This window comes from Sphingopyxis sp. C-1 (genome assembly GCF_001047015.1).
In the GTDB taxonomy this organism is placed as follows: Bacteria; Pseudomonadota; Alphaproteobacteria; order Sphingomonadales; family Sphingomonadaceae; genus Sphingopyxis.
In genome coordinates this window covers 168,464-184,873 of record NZ_BBRO01000002.1, presented here as the reverse complement: position 1 = coordinate 184,873, position 16,410 = coordinate 168,464, and the positions used below count along the sequence as shown (strand labels likewise).

General features: G+C 63.0%; 13 protein-coding genes and 1 pseudogene. 11 read left to right on the top strand and 3 right to left on the bottom strand.

Annotated features, from left to right (window positions below; all coding sequences use genetic code 11):
- Positions 1-44: 44 nt before the first annotated feature.
- The 4 genes from SC1_RS15555 (at position 45) to SC1_RS15540 (ending at position 5,546) form a co-directional block, all read left to right on the top strand.
- Positions 45-2,900, top strand: a complete 2,856-nt coding sequence (locus tag SC1_RS15555) for a TonB-dependent receptor (protein WP_062184682.1) — start codon at positions 45-47, stop codon at positions 2,898-2,900.
- An 83-nt stretch (positions 2,901-2,983) separates the two neighbouring features.
- The gene (locus SC1_RS15550; RefSeq protein WP_062184679.1) at positions 2,984-3,730 is read left to right on the top strand and encodes a FadR/GntR family transcriptional regulator; all 747 of its coding nucleotides are present in this window, start codon (positions 2,984-2,986) and stop codon (positions 3,728-3,730) included.
- Positions 3,730-4,530 (top strand): 2-keto-4-pentenoate hydratase, encoded by an 801-nt coding sequence (locus SC1_RS15545; protein ID WP_062184676.1) that lies wholly within the window; start codon positions 3,730-3,732, stop codon positions 4,528-4,530. Before SC1_RS15550 ends, SC1_RS15545 begins: the two co-directional genes overlap by 1 nt.
- A complete protein-coding gene (locus SC1_RS15540) occupies positions 4,527-5,546 on the top strand; it encodes a sugar kinase (RefSeq protein ID WP_062184673.1) in 1,020 nt (339 codons plus the stop codon). The genes SC1_RS15545 and SC1_RS15540 overlap by 4 nt, the downstream gene beginning before the upstream one ends.
- Positions 5,547-5,574: 28 nt before the next feature.
- On the opposite strand, the gene SC1_RS15535 is transcribed toward SC1_RS15540, so the two are convergent.
- Complete coding sequence (locus SC1_RS15535) at positions 5,575-6,030, bottom strand: MaoC/PaaZ C-terminal domain-containing protein (protein ID WP_062184670.1); 456 nt, start codon at positions 6,028-6,030, stop codon at positions 5,575-5,577.
- Between the two features lie 226 nt (positions 6,031-6,256).
- Here SC1_RS15535 and SC1_RS15530 point away from each other — a divergent pair.
- From SC1_RS15530 to SC1_RS15510, 5 genes and pseudogenes are all read left to right on the top strand, one after another.
- Positions 6,257-6,535, top strand: a pseudogene (locus tag SC1_RS15530) (response regulator transcription factor); the annotation flags it as partial.
- Positions 6,536-6,876: 341 nt separating this feature from the next.
- Positions 6,877-7,164, top strand: coding sequence for a hypothetical protein (locus SC1_RS15525; protein ID WP_062184665.1), 288 nt, complete (start codon positions 6,877-6,879; stop codon positions 7,162-7,164).
- A 156-nt stretch (positions 7,165-7,320) separates the two neighbouring features.
- Positions 7,321-9,558 carry a TonB-dependent receptor gene (locus tag SC1_RS15520; protein WP_062184662.1) on the top strand — a complete coding sequence of 746 codons (2,238 nt, stop codon included), beginning with the start codon at positions 7,321-7,323 and terminating at the stop codon, positions 9,556-9,558.
- Between the two features lie 132 nt (positions 9,559-9,690).
- Positions 9,691-10,701 (top strand): dipeptidase, encoded by a 1,011-nt coding sequence (locus SC1_RS15515; protein ID WP_238586742.1) that lies wholly within the window; start codon positions 9,691-9,693, stop codon positions 10,699-10,701.
- Positions 10,702-10,724: 23 nt separating this feature from the next.
- Complete coding sequence (locus SC1_RS15510) at positions 10,725-11,753, top strand: serine hydrolase (protein ID WP_202966821.1); 1,029 nt, start codon at positions 10,725-10,727, stop codon at positions 11,751-11,753.
- 26 nt (positions 11,754-11,779) lie between these two features.
- Here SC1_RS15510 and SC1_RS15505 read toward each other — a convergent pair whose 3' ends face one another.
- Together SC1_RS15505 and SC1_RS15500 are read right to left on the bottom strand one after the other, a co-directional pair.
- Entirely contained in the window at positions 11,780-12,247 is a 468-nt protein-coding gene (locus tag SC1_RS15505) for an RNA polymerase sigma factor (protein ID WP_202966820.1), read from the bottom strand.
- A 31-nt stretch (positions 12,248-12,278) separates the two neighbouring features.
- Positions 12,279-12,899, bottom strand: a complete 621-nt coding sequence (locus SC1_RS15500; protein WP_062184653.1) for a hypothetical protein — start codon at positions 12,897-12,899, stop codon at positions 12,279-12,281.
- Positions 12,900-13,153: 254 nt separating this feature from the next.
- Here SC1_RS15500 and SC1_RS15495 point away from each other — a divergent pair, with 254 nt between their 5' ends.
- Both SC1_RS15495 and SC1_RS15490 read left to right on the top strand, forming a co-directional pair.
- On the top strand, positions 13,154-15,193 hold the full coding sequence (locus SC1_RS15495; protein ID WP_062184650.1) for an amidohydrolase family protein: 2,040 nt from the start codon (positions 13,154-13,156) through the stop codon (positions 15,191-15,193).
- Positions 15,190-16,362, top strand: coding sequence for a dipeptidase (locus SC1_RS15490; protein WP_062184647.1), 1,173 nt, complete (start codon positions 15,190-15,192; stop codon positions 16,360-16,362). The genes SC1_RS15495 and SC1_RS15490 overlap by 4 nt, the downstream gene beginning before the upstream one ends.
- The last annotated feature ends 48 nt before the right edge of the window (positions 16,363-16,410 follow it).

Genomic DNA, 16,410 nt, shown 5'->3' with positions numbered 1-16,410 from the left:
GACAGCGTCCGGCAGAACAGAATCGATTTTCAGGGAGAGACGACGTGAATTCTCGCAATCCGATCCGCGCGCGCACGCTGCGCGCCGCGTTGCTGGCTGGTGCTGGTTCGACGCTGCTGATCGCCGCGGCGCCCGCGATGGCGCAGGATGCACCCACACCGCAGGCTGAACCGGAAGAAGACGCGATCGTCGTTACCGGTATCCGCGAGACGATCCAGAATTCGATCAATACCAAGCGCGCGGAAACGGCGATCGTCGACGCGCTGTCGTCGGACGACATCGGCGACATCCCGGCGATCTCGGTCGGACAAGCGATCCAGACGATTACCGGCGCGACGACGCACCGGGAAAAGGGAGACGCGTCGGAAATCGCGCTTCGTGGTCTCGGCCCCTTTTTGTCAAATGCGACCTTCAACGGCCGCGATGCGACGAACGGCAGCGGCGACCGCTCGGTGAACTTCAACCAGTTCCCGTCCGAACTCGTCAACAATATCAAGATCTACAAGACCCAGCAGGCGAGCCTCGTCGAAGGCGGCGTCGCGGGCACGATCGAGATCGGCACGCTGCGGCCGCTCGATTTCGGCAAGCGCCGCCTGCAGGCCGACGTCAAGGCGCAGTATAATCCCTATGGCGACCGCATCGTCGGGTCGGGCGGCATCGGCTGGCGCGGGACCTTGAGCTATGTCGACCAGTTCGCGAACGACACGATCGGCATCGCGATCGGCGTCCAGCGTAACGACACGAACAATCCCGAAGAAACCTTCGCGGCATCGACGACCTGGACCGCGTGCCAGGCCTCGCCCGTCGTCGCGAACAACAATTGCAATGAATATACGCGCGACGAGTATGGACAGAATCTGCCCTTCTATCTCGTCCCCAACGCGTACACGTTCCGTCAGATCAGCGAGACCGACAAACGCGACGCGATTTTCGGATCGATCCAGTGGCGCCCGTCCGATCAGTTCAACATCAACCTCGACGTCCAATATTCGGACCGCACCTATGTCGAGAACCGTCGCGACCTTAACCTGTCCGAAGGCCGCTATGGCCTGACCAATGTCGTCTTCGACGAAAATGGCATCGTTCAGAGCCTCAATGGCCTGAGCTCGCTCGAATCGAACGGCTCCGAGCTGTCGCGGTCGGAAGAATATCTGGGCGGCGGCCTGTCGGTCGAATGGCAGCCGTCGGACCGGCTGACGGTCACCTTGGACGGCAGCTATTCGCGCACCGTCCGCACCGAGATCGAGCGCAATTTCCGCCTGCGCACCGACCCGACCGACGTCAACGGCGTGCGCACCGTCTTTAACAACATGCGCATTCCCTACACCTACTCGATCACGCCGGGCAGTTTCGTGCCGACGATCACGATCGACCCGCGCTTCGACCTCAATAATCACAATCTCTTCTGGGACGATGCGCGCTTCCGCCGCGACGAGAGCAAGCGGCACAACGAAATCTACGCCGGCCGCTTCGACGTCGCCTATGAAATGGACGGCTTCCTCAGCAAGGTTTCGGCGGGCGGTCGCTGGTCGCACCTGACGTACCGCGACTATGACGTGCGCAACGGCGACTTCAACCTGAACCCGGCAATTGCCGAGGACCGCCGCATCAATAATCTCTGCCGCACCGCCTTCCCGCAGCAGGATTATCTGTCCGCAGCCAAGGGCAACACTATCAATAGCTGGGCGACCTTCGATGTCGACTGCCTGTTCCGCGAATATATGGGGGCTGAAGACCCCGGCAATCTGCCCGACACGCGCTCGGTTGCGAACCGCGATGTCACCGAACGCACGCTCGCGGGCTATGTGATGGCCGAATATGACGCCGATCTGGGCAATATGCCGGTGCGCGGCAACTTCGGCGTGCGCGTCGTCAACACGCGCGTGACCTCTGACGGCCTGCGCAGCGACCTCAGCGTCGTGACCAATCCGGACGGTTCGATCCGCCTCGTTACCTCGGGCGATTTCGACACGGTGACGATCAAGAGCCAGAACACGCGCATCCTGCCCAGCGTCAACGCGATCTTCGAAGTTGCGCCGAACACCTTGCTGCGCGCCGCGGCTTATCGCGCGATGTCGCGACCGAATCCCAGCTCGCTCGGCGCCGGGCGCACGATCCTGCTTGAGGACGGCACCAGCTTCACCTCGATCGAGGATGCGATCCGCAACATCACCGCGAACGGCAGCCCGCGCCTGAAACCGCTGATGTCGTGGAATGGCGATCTCTCGCTCGAATGGTATCCGAACAAGGACAGCCTGCTGTCGGCGACTGTCTATTACAAGCAGTTCACCGGCGGCTTCCAGCCGGTCGTGTTCGACGAGGATTTCACGATCGACGGCCAGTCGGTATCGATCCCGGTGACGCAGACGCGCAACAGCCCCGACAAGTCGCGCATCTATGGCCTCGAACTGACCGCGGCGACGCGCTTCAGCTTCCTGCCCAAACCGCTCGACGGGCTGGGCGCCAAGGTCAGCTACAACTACGCCGATTCCAATTTCAAAACGCAGGATATCCGGCTCGGCGAGGTCTATGATCCTGAAACCGATACGGTGAGCGCCGGGATTATCCCGCCCGCGAACCTGTCGGGCTATTCGAAACATGTGCTGTCGGCGCAGGCCTATTATGAAATCGGCCCCGTCTCGCTGCAGGCGATCTACAATTACCGCGCGAAATATTTCCAGGACTTCGTCGGCGGTAACAGCCAGCTTCGCTATGTCGCGCCCAGCGAAACCGTCGATTTCCGCGCCTCACTCGATCTGATGAAGGGCGTGTCGCTACGCTTCGAGGCGCTCAACATCTTTAACGAGCCGAAGGCGACTTATATGCCGGTCTATGGCAGCAGCCGTCAGTATCATTATTATGGTGCGAAATATTTCATCGGTATCCGGGCTCGGATTTAGAACTAAGTTCGGTCATGGGCTTCAAACTTGTCATACCGGATTGTATGGACTCCCATAAGCGCATTTGGGGAGATGATTGAGCCATGGCCGAACGCCGCCTTTTTGAGGATATCGCCGACGAAATCCGGCGTCTGATTCTCGACGGAAGCTACCCGCCCGGAACGCGCCTTCCCGGTGAACGCGAACTGTCTGAGCGGTTCGAGGTCAGTCGGGTGACGATCCGCGAAGCCGAAATCGCGTTGCAGGCGACTGGGTGGATCCACATCCGCACCGGCGCTGGCGCCTATGTCGAGGCGATCCTTCCCGGCGACAATGCGATCCTGCCAAAGGTCAGCGCGTTCGAACTGACGGAGGCACGGTCGCTGTTCGAGGCGGAAGCGGCAGCGCTTGCCGCGCCGACGATTTCTGCCGAAACGCTCGAAAAGCTCGAAGGTCTGCTCACCGCGATGGCCGACGACACCGCAAGCGAGGATGACATCAGCGCGATCGACCGCGAGTTCCACATGACGATCGCCGCAGCATCGAACAACAAGGCGATCATCCATGTGATCGAAAGCCTGTGGCGGATGCGGATGGAACTGCCCGAAGTGCGTACGAGCCATTCGATGGTTTGCCGCAAGGACGGTAGCGCACGTCAGGCCGAACATGCCGACGTCGTCGCCGCGCTGCGCAAGCGTGATGCGGCCGGCGCGCGGCTCGCGATGCGGCGCCACTTCAACCGCCTGCTCGAATCAATGCTCGACGAGACCGAGGAGCGGGCGATGGTCGAATTGCGCCGGCAGTCCGCCGAAAGTCGTCAACGCTATCTGCTGAGCGCAAAACTGGCCTGATGTCTGATATTTCGTCTTCACCGGCCGCGCCGGATCCGGCAGCGGCATTGCTCGATGCACGCCTGTCGGGACGTGCGCTGGCAGCTTTTCCGGCGCCGGTGCCGACCACGCTCGCAGAGGCTTATGCGATACAGCAACGCCTGATCGCCGCACTAGGAGCGCCGGTGCTCGGCTGGAAGGTCGGGCGTATTCCGCCGGCGCTGATCGAGACGCTTGGCGCCGAGCGGGTCGCCGGGCCGGTGTTGCGTATCGCCGAACTGGACGGAGAGGTTCCGGGCCGGGCGGCGATCTTTGCCGGCGGCGCGGGCGCGATCGAGGCCGAAGTGATGCTGCGCCTGCGGGCGGTGCCCGACGGACGCGTGACCGCCAGCGCCGATGGCGCCGCCTGGATCGACGAGATCCGCGCGGGCTTCGAGGTCGCGAGTTCGCCCGCGCCCGACGTCCACGACCATGCGCCCTATGGCATCATCGCCGACATCGGCATCAACAATGGCCTGCTCCTCGGCCCATCGCTCGATCACGCCGATTTCCAGACGCTGACGGTCGAAACGCGGGTCGATGGCGCGACGGTTGGAACCGGGCGCGCGATCGACGTGCTCGACGGGCCTTGGGGATCGCTGAACTTCCTTGTCGACCTCCATCGGCGCGGCGTCATTGAGCTGCAGCCGGGGCAATGGATTTCGGCGGGTGCGATTACCGGGGTCCATCCCCTCGCAATTGGCCAGACCGCGACCGCGCGTTTCGGTTCCGCCGCCGATATTGCCTGCGTCGCCGTCGCGGAAACCGGATTCGGGAAATGATCAAAACTCCCTCGACCATCGCCTGCTTTGGCGAGATTGTCATGCGCGTCTCGGTCCCGCATGGTGAACTGCCGCTGCAATCGTCGTATTTCGACGCGCATGTCGGCGGCGCCGAAGCAAATGTCGCCGTTGCGCTCGCTGCGCTCGGGCATCGCACGGCGATGATCAGTGCGGTTCCCGAAGGCCCGATCGGCAACGGCGTCCTTGGCGAACTGCGCCGGCACGGGGTCGATATCGCCTCCGTTATCCGCCCCGCAGGCCGCATGGGCCTCTATTATTATCTCCCCGGCGGACCGCTGCGACCCGCCGAGGTCGTCTATGACCGCGCGGAATCCGCCTTCGCCAAGGCCACACCGAAAGCCTGGAACTGGCATAATCACCTCGCCACCCCCGAGTGGCTGCATGTGTCGGGGGTTACCCCCGCGCTCGGACCGCAGAGCGCCGAAGCGGTGCTTGAAGCTGTGACGCGCGCGCGGGCTTCAGGGATCGGCGTATCGTTCGACGGCAACTGGCGCGGCCGCCTTTGGGAACGCTGGCAGCCCGATCCGGCGGCGATATTGGAACCGATCGTCGCGCAGGCGACCGTTCTGTTCGGCAATCATCGCGATGCGGGGCTGCTCCTCGGGAAAGAATTTTCGGGTGAGGGTGCGGACCGGCGGCGCGAGGCGGCGCTTGCGCTGCTCGATCGCTTCCCCTCGCTCGAATATGTCGCGTCGACCGCGCGCGAGATTGTCGGCCCGGACGTTCACCGGATCACGGCGCGGATCGATACTCGCGACGAAGGCGGGGCAAGTGACCCTGCGGTCGTCGCGCCGGTGATCGACCGGGTCGGAACCGGTGACGCATTCGCCGCGGGCGTTCTCGACGGGCTATGGCAGGGCAAGGACCTGGCGGCGGCCGCGAAACACGGCCTCGCCCTGTCGGTCCTCAAACATGGCATCCGCGGTGATTTCGCGCCCTTTTCGCGCGCGACCGTCGATCAGCTATCGGATGTCGCGCAGGATATTTCGCGCTGAAGCCTGGCTGCGGGCTAGGCCCATAGGCTCAGGCTGCGGGCCGGACAGGCATCTGCATCAGATTGACGAACGACATAACGACCACGCCATCCTGATTGGTGACGGTCATCCGCATGGTGAGCACGCCGCGGTCGGGCTTGCTTCGGGACTGAGCGATGTCGACCACCTCGCGCGTGATGTGCAGGACGTCACCCGGACGCACGGCAAGGCGCCACTGCAGATCGTCGATCTTGAGCCCGAGGAGCGGTGTATCGCCGAACGGAGCGTTGTCCACGAAATCGCGCATTACGACCGAGGCGACGTGCCAGCCGCTGGCAATGATGCCACCAAAACGGCCGCCGGCCGCAGCCGCGGGATCGATATGCATCGGCTGCGGGTCATACTCGCGTGCGAAGCGGATGATGTCGACCTCGGTCATCTCGATCGGACCGCCGTGCCATTGCTGGCCGATTTTCAGATCGTCGAGGAAGAGGGATGTCGACATCGATTACTCCATTGGCCGTCGGGCGGGTCCAGATAGCCGACGACATCATTTATGGATAGGGCCGGGGCGGAGGATTATCGCCGCGACCAGCATCATCGCGCGCCAGCACCAACTCGTCGCGATCGCAATTGCCTAGGGTATAGGGCGCACCTACGGTCTCATGCAAAGGGGCAGCGCGTGAGTCGCGCAAAAAACTCCATCGGTCGCTTGTTTAACCGCGCGAAATGCGTGCAGGAGATGCGACGTGGAATCTGGTCTTCTTTGGATGGAACGGCAACTGACGGACAGGGAGCAGCAGATTCTGGAGCTGGTCTCGGTTGGGCAGTCGGCGAAGGAAATAGCGCTCGAAATCGAAATTGCCCCGCGCACGGTCGAGCGGCATATCGAGAATGTGCGGTTGAAGCTGAGCGCACGCAATCGAGCGCATCTCATCACCAAGGCAGTCGTGATGGGCCTGTTGACGATCACCCCGCGGCCACAGCCCCGTCAGGTGAGTTTCTGCTAGCGCTAGAATAGAAGACGGGCGGCTGGGCCGGTCCGTCAGCCGGACGACAGCGTCGACCATATTTGGCGTGCCCACATAGATATGGTCCCGACGCCGACGCACTGAAGATGTGCCGGCGATACGAGCCGAGTGCTGTCTCTGGAAATATCGAAGATTGGCCGAGGGGCAGGCTGGCTCCCCGCGATCCAGCGCGAATAGACGTCCATCATCGTCCCAAGAACTGCGTCCGGCCACGGTGAACATTGAAAGAAATGTCGTGCGCCTCCGACTATCGGCTTTGGACGCGGCACGGCCGGGCGTCGTGGCGAGGTTGCGGACGGCTATGGAAAGAGCGGCGAACAATGAACGATGAAGATATGAATCGCGGGGAAGGTCGCCGGACTATTCGCTGGCTGATCGTCAAAGTGGTAGCCCTTCTTTGCTTAGCAAGCTGGGCGGGATTTCTGGTGGGCGCGTCGATGGGGCTGGACGGGGATATGTGGACGCTCGTCGTCATAGCGGCCGCGGTCACGGGCGAGGGACTGATCTGGGCTATCGCCTGGGCGCTCGGTTTGACGCTGGTCGAAACTCGCAAAGTCCTGATCGGGCGTATCGTAGCGGGATGGAAAACGCTGGTTGGTCGCCGATGACAAGCTGGTGTCGATAATTACAATTAAATTTCAGTATATTACAGTTTGTTTGAAAGCATATCGGCATGCCCGGGACTATTCCCTCGGCCGAAATCCGGAAGCACCCGGATCGATCGGAACTCGCGATCGGCGTCGGCGAACAGGGGGGGAATCGACATGCATAAGCGCCTATTTTTGACCAGCGCCGTTGCGGGCATCGCGCTCGCGACCGTGCCGACCGCGATGGCAAGTTCGGATGGTTCGGGCACGGAAGGCCCGGCGGACGACGAGGATATCGTCGTCACGGCGGACAAGCGATCCGAACGCCTGCAGGACGTGCCGTCATCGGTCACGGCGCTCGGCGCCGACCGGTTACAGGCGGTCGGGGCGCAACAGCTTTCCGACTATGCGGGCTATGTCGCGGGGCTGAACTTCGTCAGCCAGGGGGGGACCGGCCAGGGACGGATTGTCCTGCGCGGTGTTCCGCCGCTTGGGGAAACCGCGGCGGTCGCCATGTATGTCGACGAGACGCCATTCGGCTCGAGCAACGCCTGGGCGGCGGGGTCTACGCGCGTTCTTGACCTCGCGCCCTATGATATCGATCGGATCGAAGTGCTGCGCGGGCCGCAGGGTACGCTTTATGGCGCGAATTCGTTGGGTGGGCTGATCAAATATGTCACGCGACTCCCCGATACCGTGGCGTTTGGCGCCGAGGCGGGCGGGGAGCTCTTCGCGACGAGAGGCGCGGCCGATGCGGGATGGGTGTTGCGTGGCGCCGTCAACGTGCCTTTGGCAAGGGAACGGCTTGCCGCGCGCGCGAGCTATCTGCTGCGACGATCGCCGGGCTTTATCGACAATTCGTTGCTCGGGCGTCGCGACGTCAACGATACCAACCAGGACAGCGCACGGGTGGCGCTGCTGTGGACGCCGGATGCGAATATTTCGGTCAAATTGTCGGCGTTGATCCAGAAGACCCAGGGCGACGGCGTAGCGGTTGTCACGCTCGACCCCTCGACCGGGCGACCGTTTACGGGCGACAATTCGCTGTCGCAGCGCCGCCGGCTTGCGACGCCCTATTCGCAGAAGATCCAGCATTACGCGGCGACCGTCGACTGGGATTTCGGTTGGGCCGATTTTACCTCGGCATCAAGCTATTCGAAGGCCAACGCTGACCAGACGCTCGACCAGTCGATCGCGTTCGGCCCACTGATTCCGGTTTTCTGCAGCATCACGCCGGGATGCGCGGCGGCGAACGGCGGGCTTCCTGGGCCAGGGTTGACGCCGCTCGATTTCCAGGTCGATCTCAAGCGCTTCACGCAGGAGTTCCGTCTCGCTTCGCCCGATCAGGGACCGTTCCTGTGGATGGCGGGACTCTTCTATTCGGACGAAAAAGCGCTGCAGGATCAGCGTATCGGCGCATTCACCGCGCAGGGTACGCCCGTGGCACTCCTCAACCCGCTGCTCACCGCGACGATCCCGACCAAATATCAGGAATATGCGGGCTTCGCGAACCTGACCTATCAATTCAACGATCGGTTCGACATCAGCGGCGGCCTTCGGGTCGGCTGGAACAAACAGGATTTCCGACAGATCGATGGCGGCGCGGCGGCGGTGCCAGCCGTTACGCCCGGGCGATCGAAGGAGACGGTCGTAAACTATATGGGTAATATGCGTTGGCAGCCTTCGCAGGACGTGACCATCTATGCCCGGATCGCAAGCGGCTATCGTCCGGGCGGGCCCAATCTCGCGCTTCCGGGCGTGCCGCCCTCGGTCAAGTCGGACTCCACCGTCAACTATGAGGTGGGGTTGAAATCGGACCTGCTGGACGGCCGCGCGAACTTCAATGTTTCGGCTTTCCTGATCGACTGGTCGGACATCCAGATCAATCTTCTCGGCCCCGGAAACATCACCTATTTTGCCAATGGCGGCGAGGCGCGCAGCAAGGGGTTCGAGTTCGAGACCGAGATCGAGCCGGTCGACGGCCTGATCCTCGGGCTAAACGGAGCCTATACTCATGCGAAGGTTACGGCCGGCGCCGTGCCGCTGGGCGGCGCAGACGGCGACCGGATGCCTTATGTGCCGAGATTCAGCGGCGCCGCGACAATCCGCTATCAAACCGATGTTGCCGATGGCTGGAAGCTGCATTTCGACGGGGGGCTGCGCCGCGTCGGCGCAAGCTATAACACGCTTCAGAGCAGCCCCACCGCGGTACGTGCGAGGCCCCACGAACTGGTCGATGTCAGCGCCGCGCTCGTCGGCGATCGCTGGACCGTCCGCATCTACGCAAAGAATCTTATGGATACACGGGCCTATACGGCTCCTGGTGCGCTCAGGCAGGGCGGGGCGATCGTGCAGCTCAATTCGCCGGTCGCGTTACCGCGGACCATCGGCCTCAGCGTCGATACGCGGTTCTAGCCCGTGCAGCGGCGCGTGCCGGTCGGCCGGAGGCAACTGCTCGGAGCGACGGCGTTCGGGGTTGCTTTGTTGGGGGCGCCCTTTGAGGCGATCGGTTTTGCGTCAGCGGGTTATTCCCGCCGGGCGCGGGCGTTGGTCGAGCGCCATATTGTGGTCGACATGCTCGCGCCGCTGCGCCTCGATTTTTCCGTCAACCCGTGGGATTGGACACTGACGGAAGAGGAAAGGAAGGCCTTTCGCGCGGGCGGGGTGGATGTGCTGCACAGCGCCCTGCCCGTTTCGGGACCGAACGCCCATGCCGAGGGGCTGCGCTATTTTGCCGGATGGAGCGGCTTTCTTGCGCGTCACAGCGACCTGTTTCTTCTGGCAACCGATATTCCCGCGATGGAAAGGGCGCGCCGCGACGGCCGCATCGCGGTGGTTCTCGGCGTACAGGATTCCGAACATTTCCGTTCCGCGGACGATGTCGCGACCTTCTATGCCCTCGGCCAGCGCTGTTCGCAGCTGACCTATAACCGACAGAATCTGATCGGGGCGGGTTCGACCGAGCGGGTCGATGGCGGCGTTACGGATTTCGGCGTGAAAATCATTGCGGCGATGAACCAGGCGGGCATGCTGATCGACGTGTCGCATTGCGGCGACCGGACGACGCTCGATGCAATCGAAATGTCCGACGGCCCGATTGCGATCACCCATTCGAATTGCCGCTCGCTCAACGATAACCCCCGCCTCAAGACCGACGAGGCGATCCGCAAGCTCGCCGCGAAGGGCGGGGTGATCGGCATGACGGGGATGCGCAATTTCGTCCGCTCGCGCGAGCCGACCAACGTGATGCATATCGTCGATCATATCGATCATGTCCGCAAACTGGTCGGGATCGAGCATGTTGGCGTCGGTTCGGATATCGACCTGCACGGCTATGACGACATGCCCCCCGCCATGAATGCAGCGCTCAGGACGTCATACAAGTCGAGCATGGCGTTTCGCGAGCGGATGGACACCGATGGCTTCGATCATCCACGGCGTATGTTCGACCTGGTCGAAGCGTTGGTTGTGCGCGGCTATTCCGACGAGGAAATAGAAGCCGTCATCGGCGGCAATTTTCACCGATTGCTGGCAGCGGTCCTCCGGCCGTCGGTATAGCGTCCAGGCTAAGGGAGGCGGATTTGAATATATGGGTGAAGTCGATCGGCGTTGCTGCCGGCGCGCTTGCGCTTTGCGGGGCTTCGCCGGCACCGCCGCAAGCGGATGCCGCGCTTCAGGACGCGCTCGTCGCGTTCGATCGCGACGAGCATCCCGATCTTCGCGGGGTAATCGTCCTGCGCGATGGCAGGACGGTCGCCGAACGCTATTTTAACGGCGAAACGGCCGATACGCTGCACGACGTCAGGTCAGCCGGCAAGAGCGTGACGGCGCTCGTGATGGGAATCGCGATCGATGGGGGCAGGATCAGCGGCCCCGACGACCGTGTCGCGAAATATTGGCCCGAGGCCAGGTCGAGCGCGATCGGGATGGTTTCGATCCGCGACCTGCTCACCATGCGTTCGGGACTGGCCGCGTTCGATGAAGATCCGGCGTCGCCCGGCAATGAGGACAAGCTCGATATGGCGGATGATCCGGCCGCCTTCCTCCTTGCGGTTCCAAATGCCGATCCACCGGGGTCGCGCTATCGCTACAATTCGGTCACCTCCTACGCGGCGGGAATCGTCGTGGCGAAAGCGACCGGGACGAGCATGTCCGATTTTGCGAAATCGTCGCTATTCGCCCCGCTGGGGATCGACCGCTGGAACTGGGCCTCGGATGCGGCGGGGTACACCAAAGGGCAAGGCAATCTGTGGCTCACGCTGCGCGGCTTTGCGACCATCGGCGAGATGGTGCGCGGCAAGGGCGTATATCGCGGACGCCGGATCATAAGTGCGCGCTGGATCGGGGAAGCACTTGCCCCCCGCGTCCATATATCGGCCGATGACCCCTTCGCCGATGGCTATGGCTATTTCTGGTTTTCGAAGGTTCACGATATCGGCGGCGAACCGGTGTCTGTTTCCTTCGCCTCGGGCAATGGCGGCAACAAGCTCTATGTCATCCCATGCCGGCATATGGTCGTTGCCATCACCTCGAGTGCATATGGCCGGGGCTATGGCCAACGCCGGTCGGAAGCGATCTTGAAAGCTATCCTGTCGGCCGACCGCGGTTGATCGACTGCAGAGAAAGCGATTGACGATCAACTGCCGTCGTCGAGGGCGCTCCGCAGCAATGCCTTTGCGCGCGTCAGGCGGATCGAGACGATGTTCGGATTGAGCGCGAGCATCTCCGCGATCTCGCGCGGCGAAAAGTCCTCGAGCGTGAGGACGACCGGCTCGCGCAGGCTGAGCGGCAAGGTCCTGACCGCATCGAGAAGCCGGCGCTGTTGATCGGCGCGTTCGGCATCTTCGAACGGAGAGGGTTGATCGCTGGGTAGCGCGTCGTCGAGCTCGCTCATTCGCGGTTCGGACGCTGCGCGTGCGACATGGGTGATGGCACGATTATGCGCGATCCGGGCGACAAAGGTCCGGAGCGAAGCTTCGCCCCGGAACCCCGGAAGCGCGCGCCATATCGATGCGAAAATATCCTGCTGAAGTTCCTGGCGCTTGGCGGGATCGGCCTCGTAGCTCGCGGCAATGCGGCCGAGCATGGCGCCATGCTCGCGCATCAATGTTTCGAATTCGCCCCGTTGCATCATCTCAGACGTCGCGGTCGGGTAAGCCGGCACCGGTGTCCGCCGGATAGAGATCCTGTTCGATCGCGCGCAGCCCCTGCGCGAGACGGCGATTGTCGCGGAGCAGGCGAGTGCAGCGCCAGAGCCAGAAGAGGAGGTAGCTCACGGCGAAACCGGCCTTGAGCCAATAGGGGAGAGGTATGATGCTCTGATAGCCCGGCTGGCTGTGGGCATAGCCAAGGATCAACAACAGCAGGACGCCGCTGCCGATCACAAGATATCCCGAAATGGCCCAGCGAATGCCGGTCTCCGCATGACGCATCGACAGCGCCAGGGCATTGTCCTCGCTCGCTGCCTCGCCGCCGTCGGCGCCGAAGCGGGTCCATATGGCGAGCGCGAGCGCGAAGATACCGAAGAGCAGCAGCGACACTCCAACGAGATTGGAGGGCCAGGTCCAGCGCGCGAACAACATGATCCCGAGACCGATCTGGATCGCGCCCTGCAACAGGTCGAAAAGGAACAGGATGTTTGCGTTCCGCGAACGCCGGCGGAGCGCGCGTTTCAACTCGTCGATGTTCGGCTCGTCGGCGGGCGATTGCCAGATTGCGGCAAGCGCCGTCCATTTTTGGTCGTCAAGGCTATCCATCGACTGATCCTGTCTTCGTTGGGAAGATGAGCTGGCGCGGGAATTATTTGATTCCGGAAGGCAAAATTCCAGCGGTTTATTTTTTTGCGATCGCGCTGAAAGAATGTGGTTCGCAGCCGGACTATATCTCTGGAGGTCGTGCGCTTGTCTGCCGATCGAAGCTCCCGTCGGGCCCGATATTGCCATGCCATGAAAGAAATGAGACCCGGTCGAGACTGTCGCTTCCTGAAGGTAGAAAAAGAGGAAGCGCAACGATGGTTTCATTTCGCCGTACCCGGGCCCTGCTCGCTGCGTGCATCACTTCGTCTGCGGCATGGGTCGCGACGCCAGCCGCAGCCGACGGCACATATGACATATTGATCATGGGGACCGTGAAGGGCGAAATGACGGTTGCGACCGAGGGAGATGCCCGCCGCGTCCGATTCCAATATGTCGATCGCGGCCGCGGGCCCGATTTCCGGACCGAGCAGCGAACCGGCCCGGATGGCGTGCCGACCTCCTATTTTGCGTCGGGGGTGAATTATCTGAAAGCGCCAGTCGACGAGCGGTTCGAGAGTGTCGCCGATGACGTACGCTGGAAGAGTGCCGCCGATGCGGGCGGAGCGAAACGAGGCGGATATTATGTCCCGCACGAGGGCACGCTCGACGCGACGGCCGCGCTGGCCGCCGCCTTGCTGCGGGCACCGGGCGGCGAACTGAACCTGCTGCCCCGCGGAAAGGCGCGCATCGAACGGGTGACGGAAACGACGCTGCCGACCGGCAGAGCGACGCTCTATTTCATTCACGGTCTTTCATTCGCTCCGAGCCCGGTTTGGCTCGGTGACGATGGCCATCTGATCCTCGAAGGGAATAGTTGGGTATCGGCGCGCAGGCAGGGGCTTGGCGCCGAGGGGGACAGGCTGATCGCGCTGCAGGAACAGGCGCTCACTGATCGCGAGATCGCACAGGCGAAGAGTCTCGCGCAAAAGCCCGCCGGTGCCGTCGCTTTTCACGATGTCGCAATCTATGACGCGGTGAAACGCAAGCGGGTCGAACATCAGACCGTCATCGTCCGCGGGAACCGCATCATCTGGGTCGGCGCGGCGAAGGACATTACGGTCGAAGAGCGATCGGACATGGTGATCGACGGCAAGGGGCGCACCCTGCTTCCCGGCCTTTTCGACATGCACACCCATCTCGCCGACAATATAAGCGGCCTGCTTGCGCTGGGCTCGGGGATTACCAGCGCGCGCGATCTTGCGAACCAGATCGACAAGCTCGCTGCGCGCAGCGCCGCATGGGATAAAGGCGAATTGATCGGGCCGCGCGTTTTCCGGGCGGCGATGATCGATGGCAAGCACCCCCTCGCGGGCCCGACCGAACTGCTCGTAGGAACGAAGGAGGAAGCGTTGGCAGCGGTCGCGCGGGCGAAGAATGCGGGCTTCCCCGCCGTCAAGCTCTACAGCTCGCTGCCCTCCGATCTTGCCAAGGTGATCATCGACGACGCGCATCGGCGCGGAATGCGCGTCGGCGGCCATGTGCCGGCAGGGATGACAATGACGCAGGCGATCGAGGCTGGCTTCGACGAGATCACGCACGCCAATTTCTGGTTGCTGGGATTTATGGGCGATGAGGTCGTCGCAAAAACAAACACGCCTGCGCGTATCAGCGCGCTTGGCGAGCGCGGTCGCGAATTCGACCTCGATTCGAAGGAGGTGCGGGATCTCGTGACGCTGGTCCGCGCCCGCGGTATCGTGCTCGATCCGACGCTGGGCGTCTTCCAAGATACGCTGCTTGCCCGGCCGGGCGAACCCGTTCCGAGCGTCGCCGCATTCGCCGATCGTATGCCCGCGACCGTAATCCGGTCCGTGTCGGGTGGCGGGATGGCCAAGGACGAAGCGACGCGGGCGCAATACCGGGAGTCGCTCGATCGTCTCGGTCAGCTCTTCCTCCGCTTTCATCGTGCGGGCGTTCCGCTGGTGGCCGGGACCGACGGCCTCACCGGTGTGTCGATGCCCTTCGAACTTGCCACATATGTAAAGGCAGGGCTCGCACCGGTCGACGCGCTCCATATGGCGACGCTCGGCGCAGCGCGTGTCGCCGGCGCGGAGGATCGGCTCGGATCGATTGCGGTCGGCAAGCTCGCCGATCTTGTGCTGGTCGAGGGCGATCCGACGGTGAGCATCGCCGATATCGCGAAGACCGAAGTGGTGATGAAGGACGGTGTGCTTTTTGACCCGGACAAGCTTTTCGTCGCTGCGGGCATGCAGCCGCGCAAGCCGGTTGCGGCCGCGAAAATGGGAGATGTGAAATGATTCAGGACCGCAGGAATTTTCTTTTCGCCTCGGCAGCGGCAACCGTGGCGGCGGCAGCGCTGGATCCCGTCGCCGCCGTTGCCGGCGAACCCGGAGCGGCATCGGGTGGCGGCGATCCGCTGTTCGTGAACTCGCTCGGCACGCTGTTCGGCTTCGATGCGCCGCCACCGCCGCCCGGTTCGAAACCGCTCATCGTTGAGACACGGCCCGAAATGGTGACCGATAGCGCGGTCCGCGACACGCTTGCCGCCGGCATGGCGGCGGTGAACGTCACCGTCGGCCATGTCGCGGGCGATATCGATCCATTCGAACATAGCGTCGCCGACATCGGGCGCTGGAACCGGATCGTCCGCCAGCGCAGCGACAAGTTGCTGCACGTCCTCACCGCCGACGACATTCTTCGTGCCAGGCGCGAAGGCAAGGTCGGCGTCATCTATGGCAGCCAGAACAGCACGATGCTCGGCGACAAGGTTGAACGCGTCGACCTGTTCGCCGATCTTGGTCTGCGCGTCTTTCAGCTCACCTACAATGCCGCAACCAGCGTCGGTGACGGTTCGATCGTACCGGAGAATCGCGGACTGACACCCTTCGGCCGCTCGGTGGTCGAGCGCCTCGCCGAGCGGCGTATCCTGTGCGACCTTTCGCACAGCGGGCAGCGCACCTGCCTCGACGCCGTGCGTCATTCGGCACGGCCGGTGACGATCACCCACACCGCCTGCCGGGCACTCGTCGATGTGCCGCGAAACAAAAGCGACGAGGAATTGCGGCTGGTCGCCGAGAAGGGCGGTTATGTGGGAATCTACTTCATGCCATTCCTCACCGACAGCGGCCCCGCGAAGGCTGAGCATGTCGCGCGGCACATCGAGCATGCGATCAAGATTTGCGGTGAGGATCATGTCGGGATCGGCACCGATGGTCCGATGTCGGCGGTCCCAAATATGGCCGAATTCATGGAAGCACAGCGTCAGTATATCGTGCAGCGCCGTGCGCAGGGTATCGCCGCGCCCGGCGAGCGAGAGGATGCGCCCTTTTTCGTCGTCGACCTTCAGGGCCCCGATCAATATCGCGCCCTCGCCCGATTGTTGCGCAGCCGCGGGCACTCGCAGGCGCGGGCGGACAAGATCATGGGGGCGAATTTCGTCCGCGTGGCGCGCGACGTCTGGGGGTAGGCCTGTCGCAAGGACGGCTCGGCCGTTTACGCCTATGGCCTGTCAATG

Excerpts from the sequence above, each read along its gene's own strand:
- SC1_RS15550 (WP_062184679.1), top strand. The coding sequence starts at position 2,984 with ATGGCCGAACGCCGCCTTTTTGAGGATATCGCCGACGAAATCCGGCGT.
- SC1_RS15545 (WP_062184676.1), top strand. The coding sequence starts at position 3,730 with ATGTCTGATATTTCGTCTTCACCGGCCGCGCCGGATCCGGCAGCGGCA.
- SC1_RS15540 (WP_062184673.1), top strand. The coding sequence starts at position 4,527 with ATGATCAAAACTCCCTCGACCATCGCCTGCTTTGGCGAGATTGTCATG.
- SC1_RS15535 (WP_062184670.1), bottom strand. The coding sequence starts at position 6,030 with ATGTCGACATCCCTCTTCCTCGACGATCTGAAAATCGGCCAGCAATGG.
- SC1_RS15525 (WP_062184665.1), top strand. The coding sequence starts at position 6,877 with ATGAACGATGAAGATATGAATCGCGGGGAAGGTCGCCGGACTATTCGC.
- SC1_RS15520 (WP_062184662.1), top strand. The coding sequence starts at position 7,321 with ATGCATAAGCGCCTATTTTTGACCAGCGCCGTTGCGGGCATCGCGCTC.
- SC1_RS15505 (WP_202966820.1), bottom strand. The coding sequence starts at position 12,247 with ATGCGCGAGCATGGCGCCATGCTCGGCCGCATTGCCGCGAGCTACGAG.
- SC1_RS15500 (WP_062184653.1), bottom strand. The coding sequence starts at position 12,899 with ATGGATAGCCTTGACGACCAAAAATGGACGGCGCTTGCCGCAATCTGG.
- SC1_RS15495 (WP_062184650.1), top strand. The coding sequence starts at position 13,154 with ATGGTTTCATTTCGCCGTACCCGGGCCCTGCTCGCTGCGTGCATCACT.
- SC1_RS15490 (WP_062184647.1), top strand. The coding sequence starts at position 15,190 with ATGATTCAGGACCGCAGGAATTTTCTTTTCGCCTCGGCAGCGGCAACC.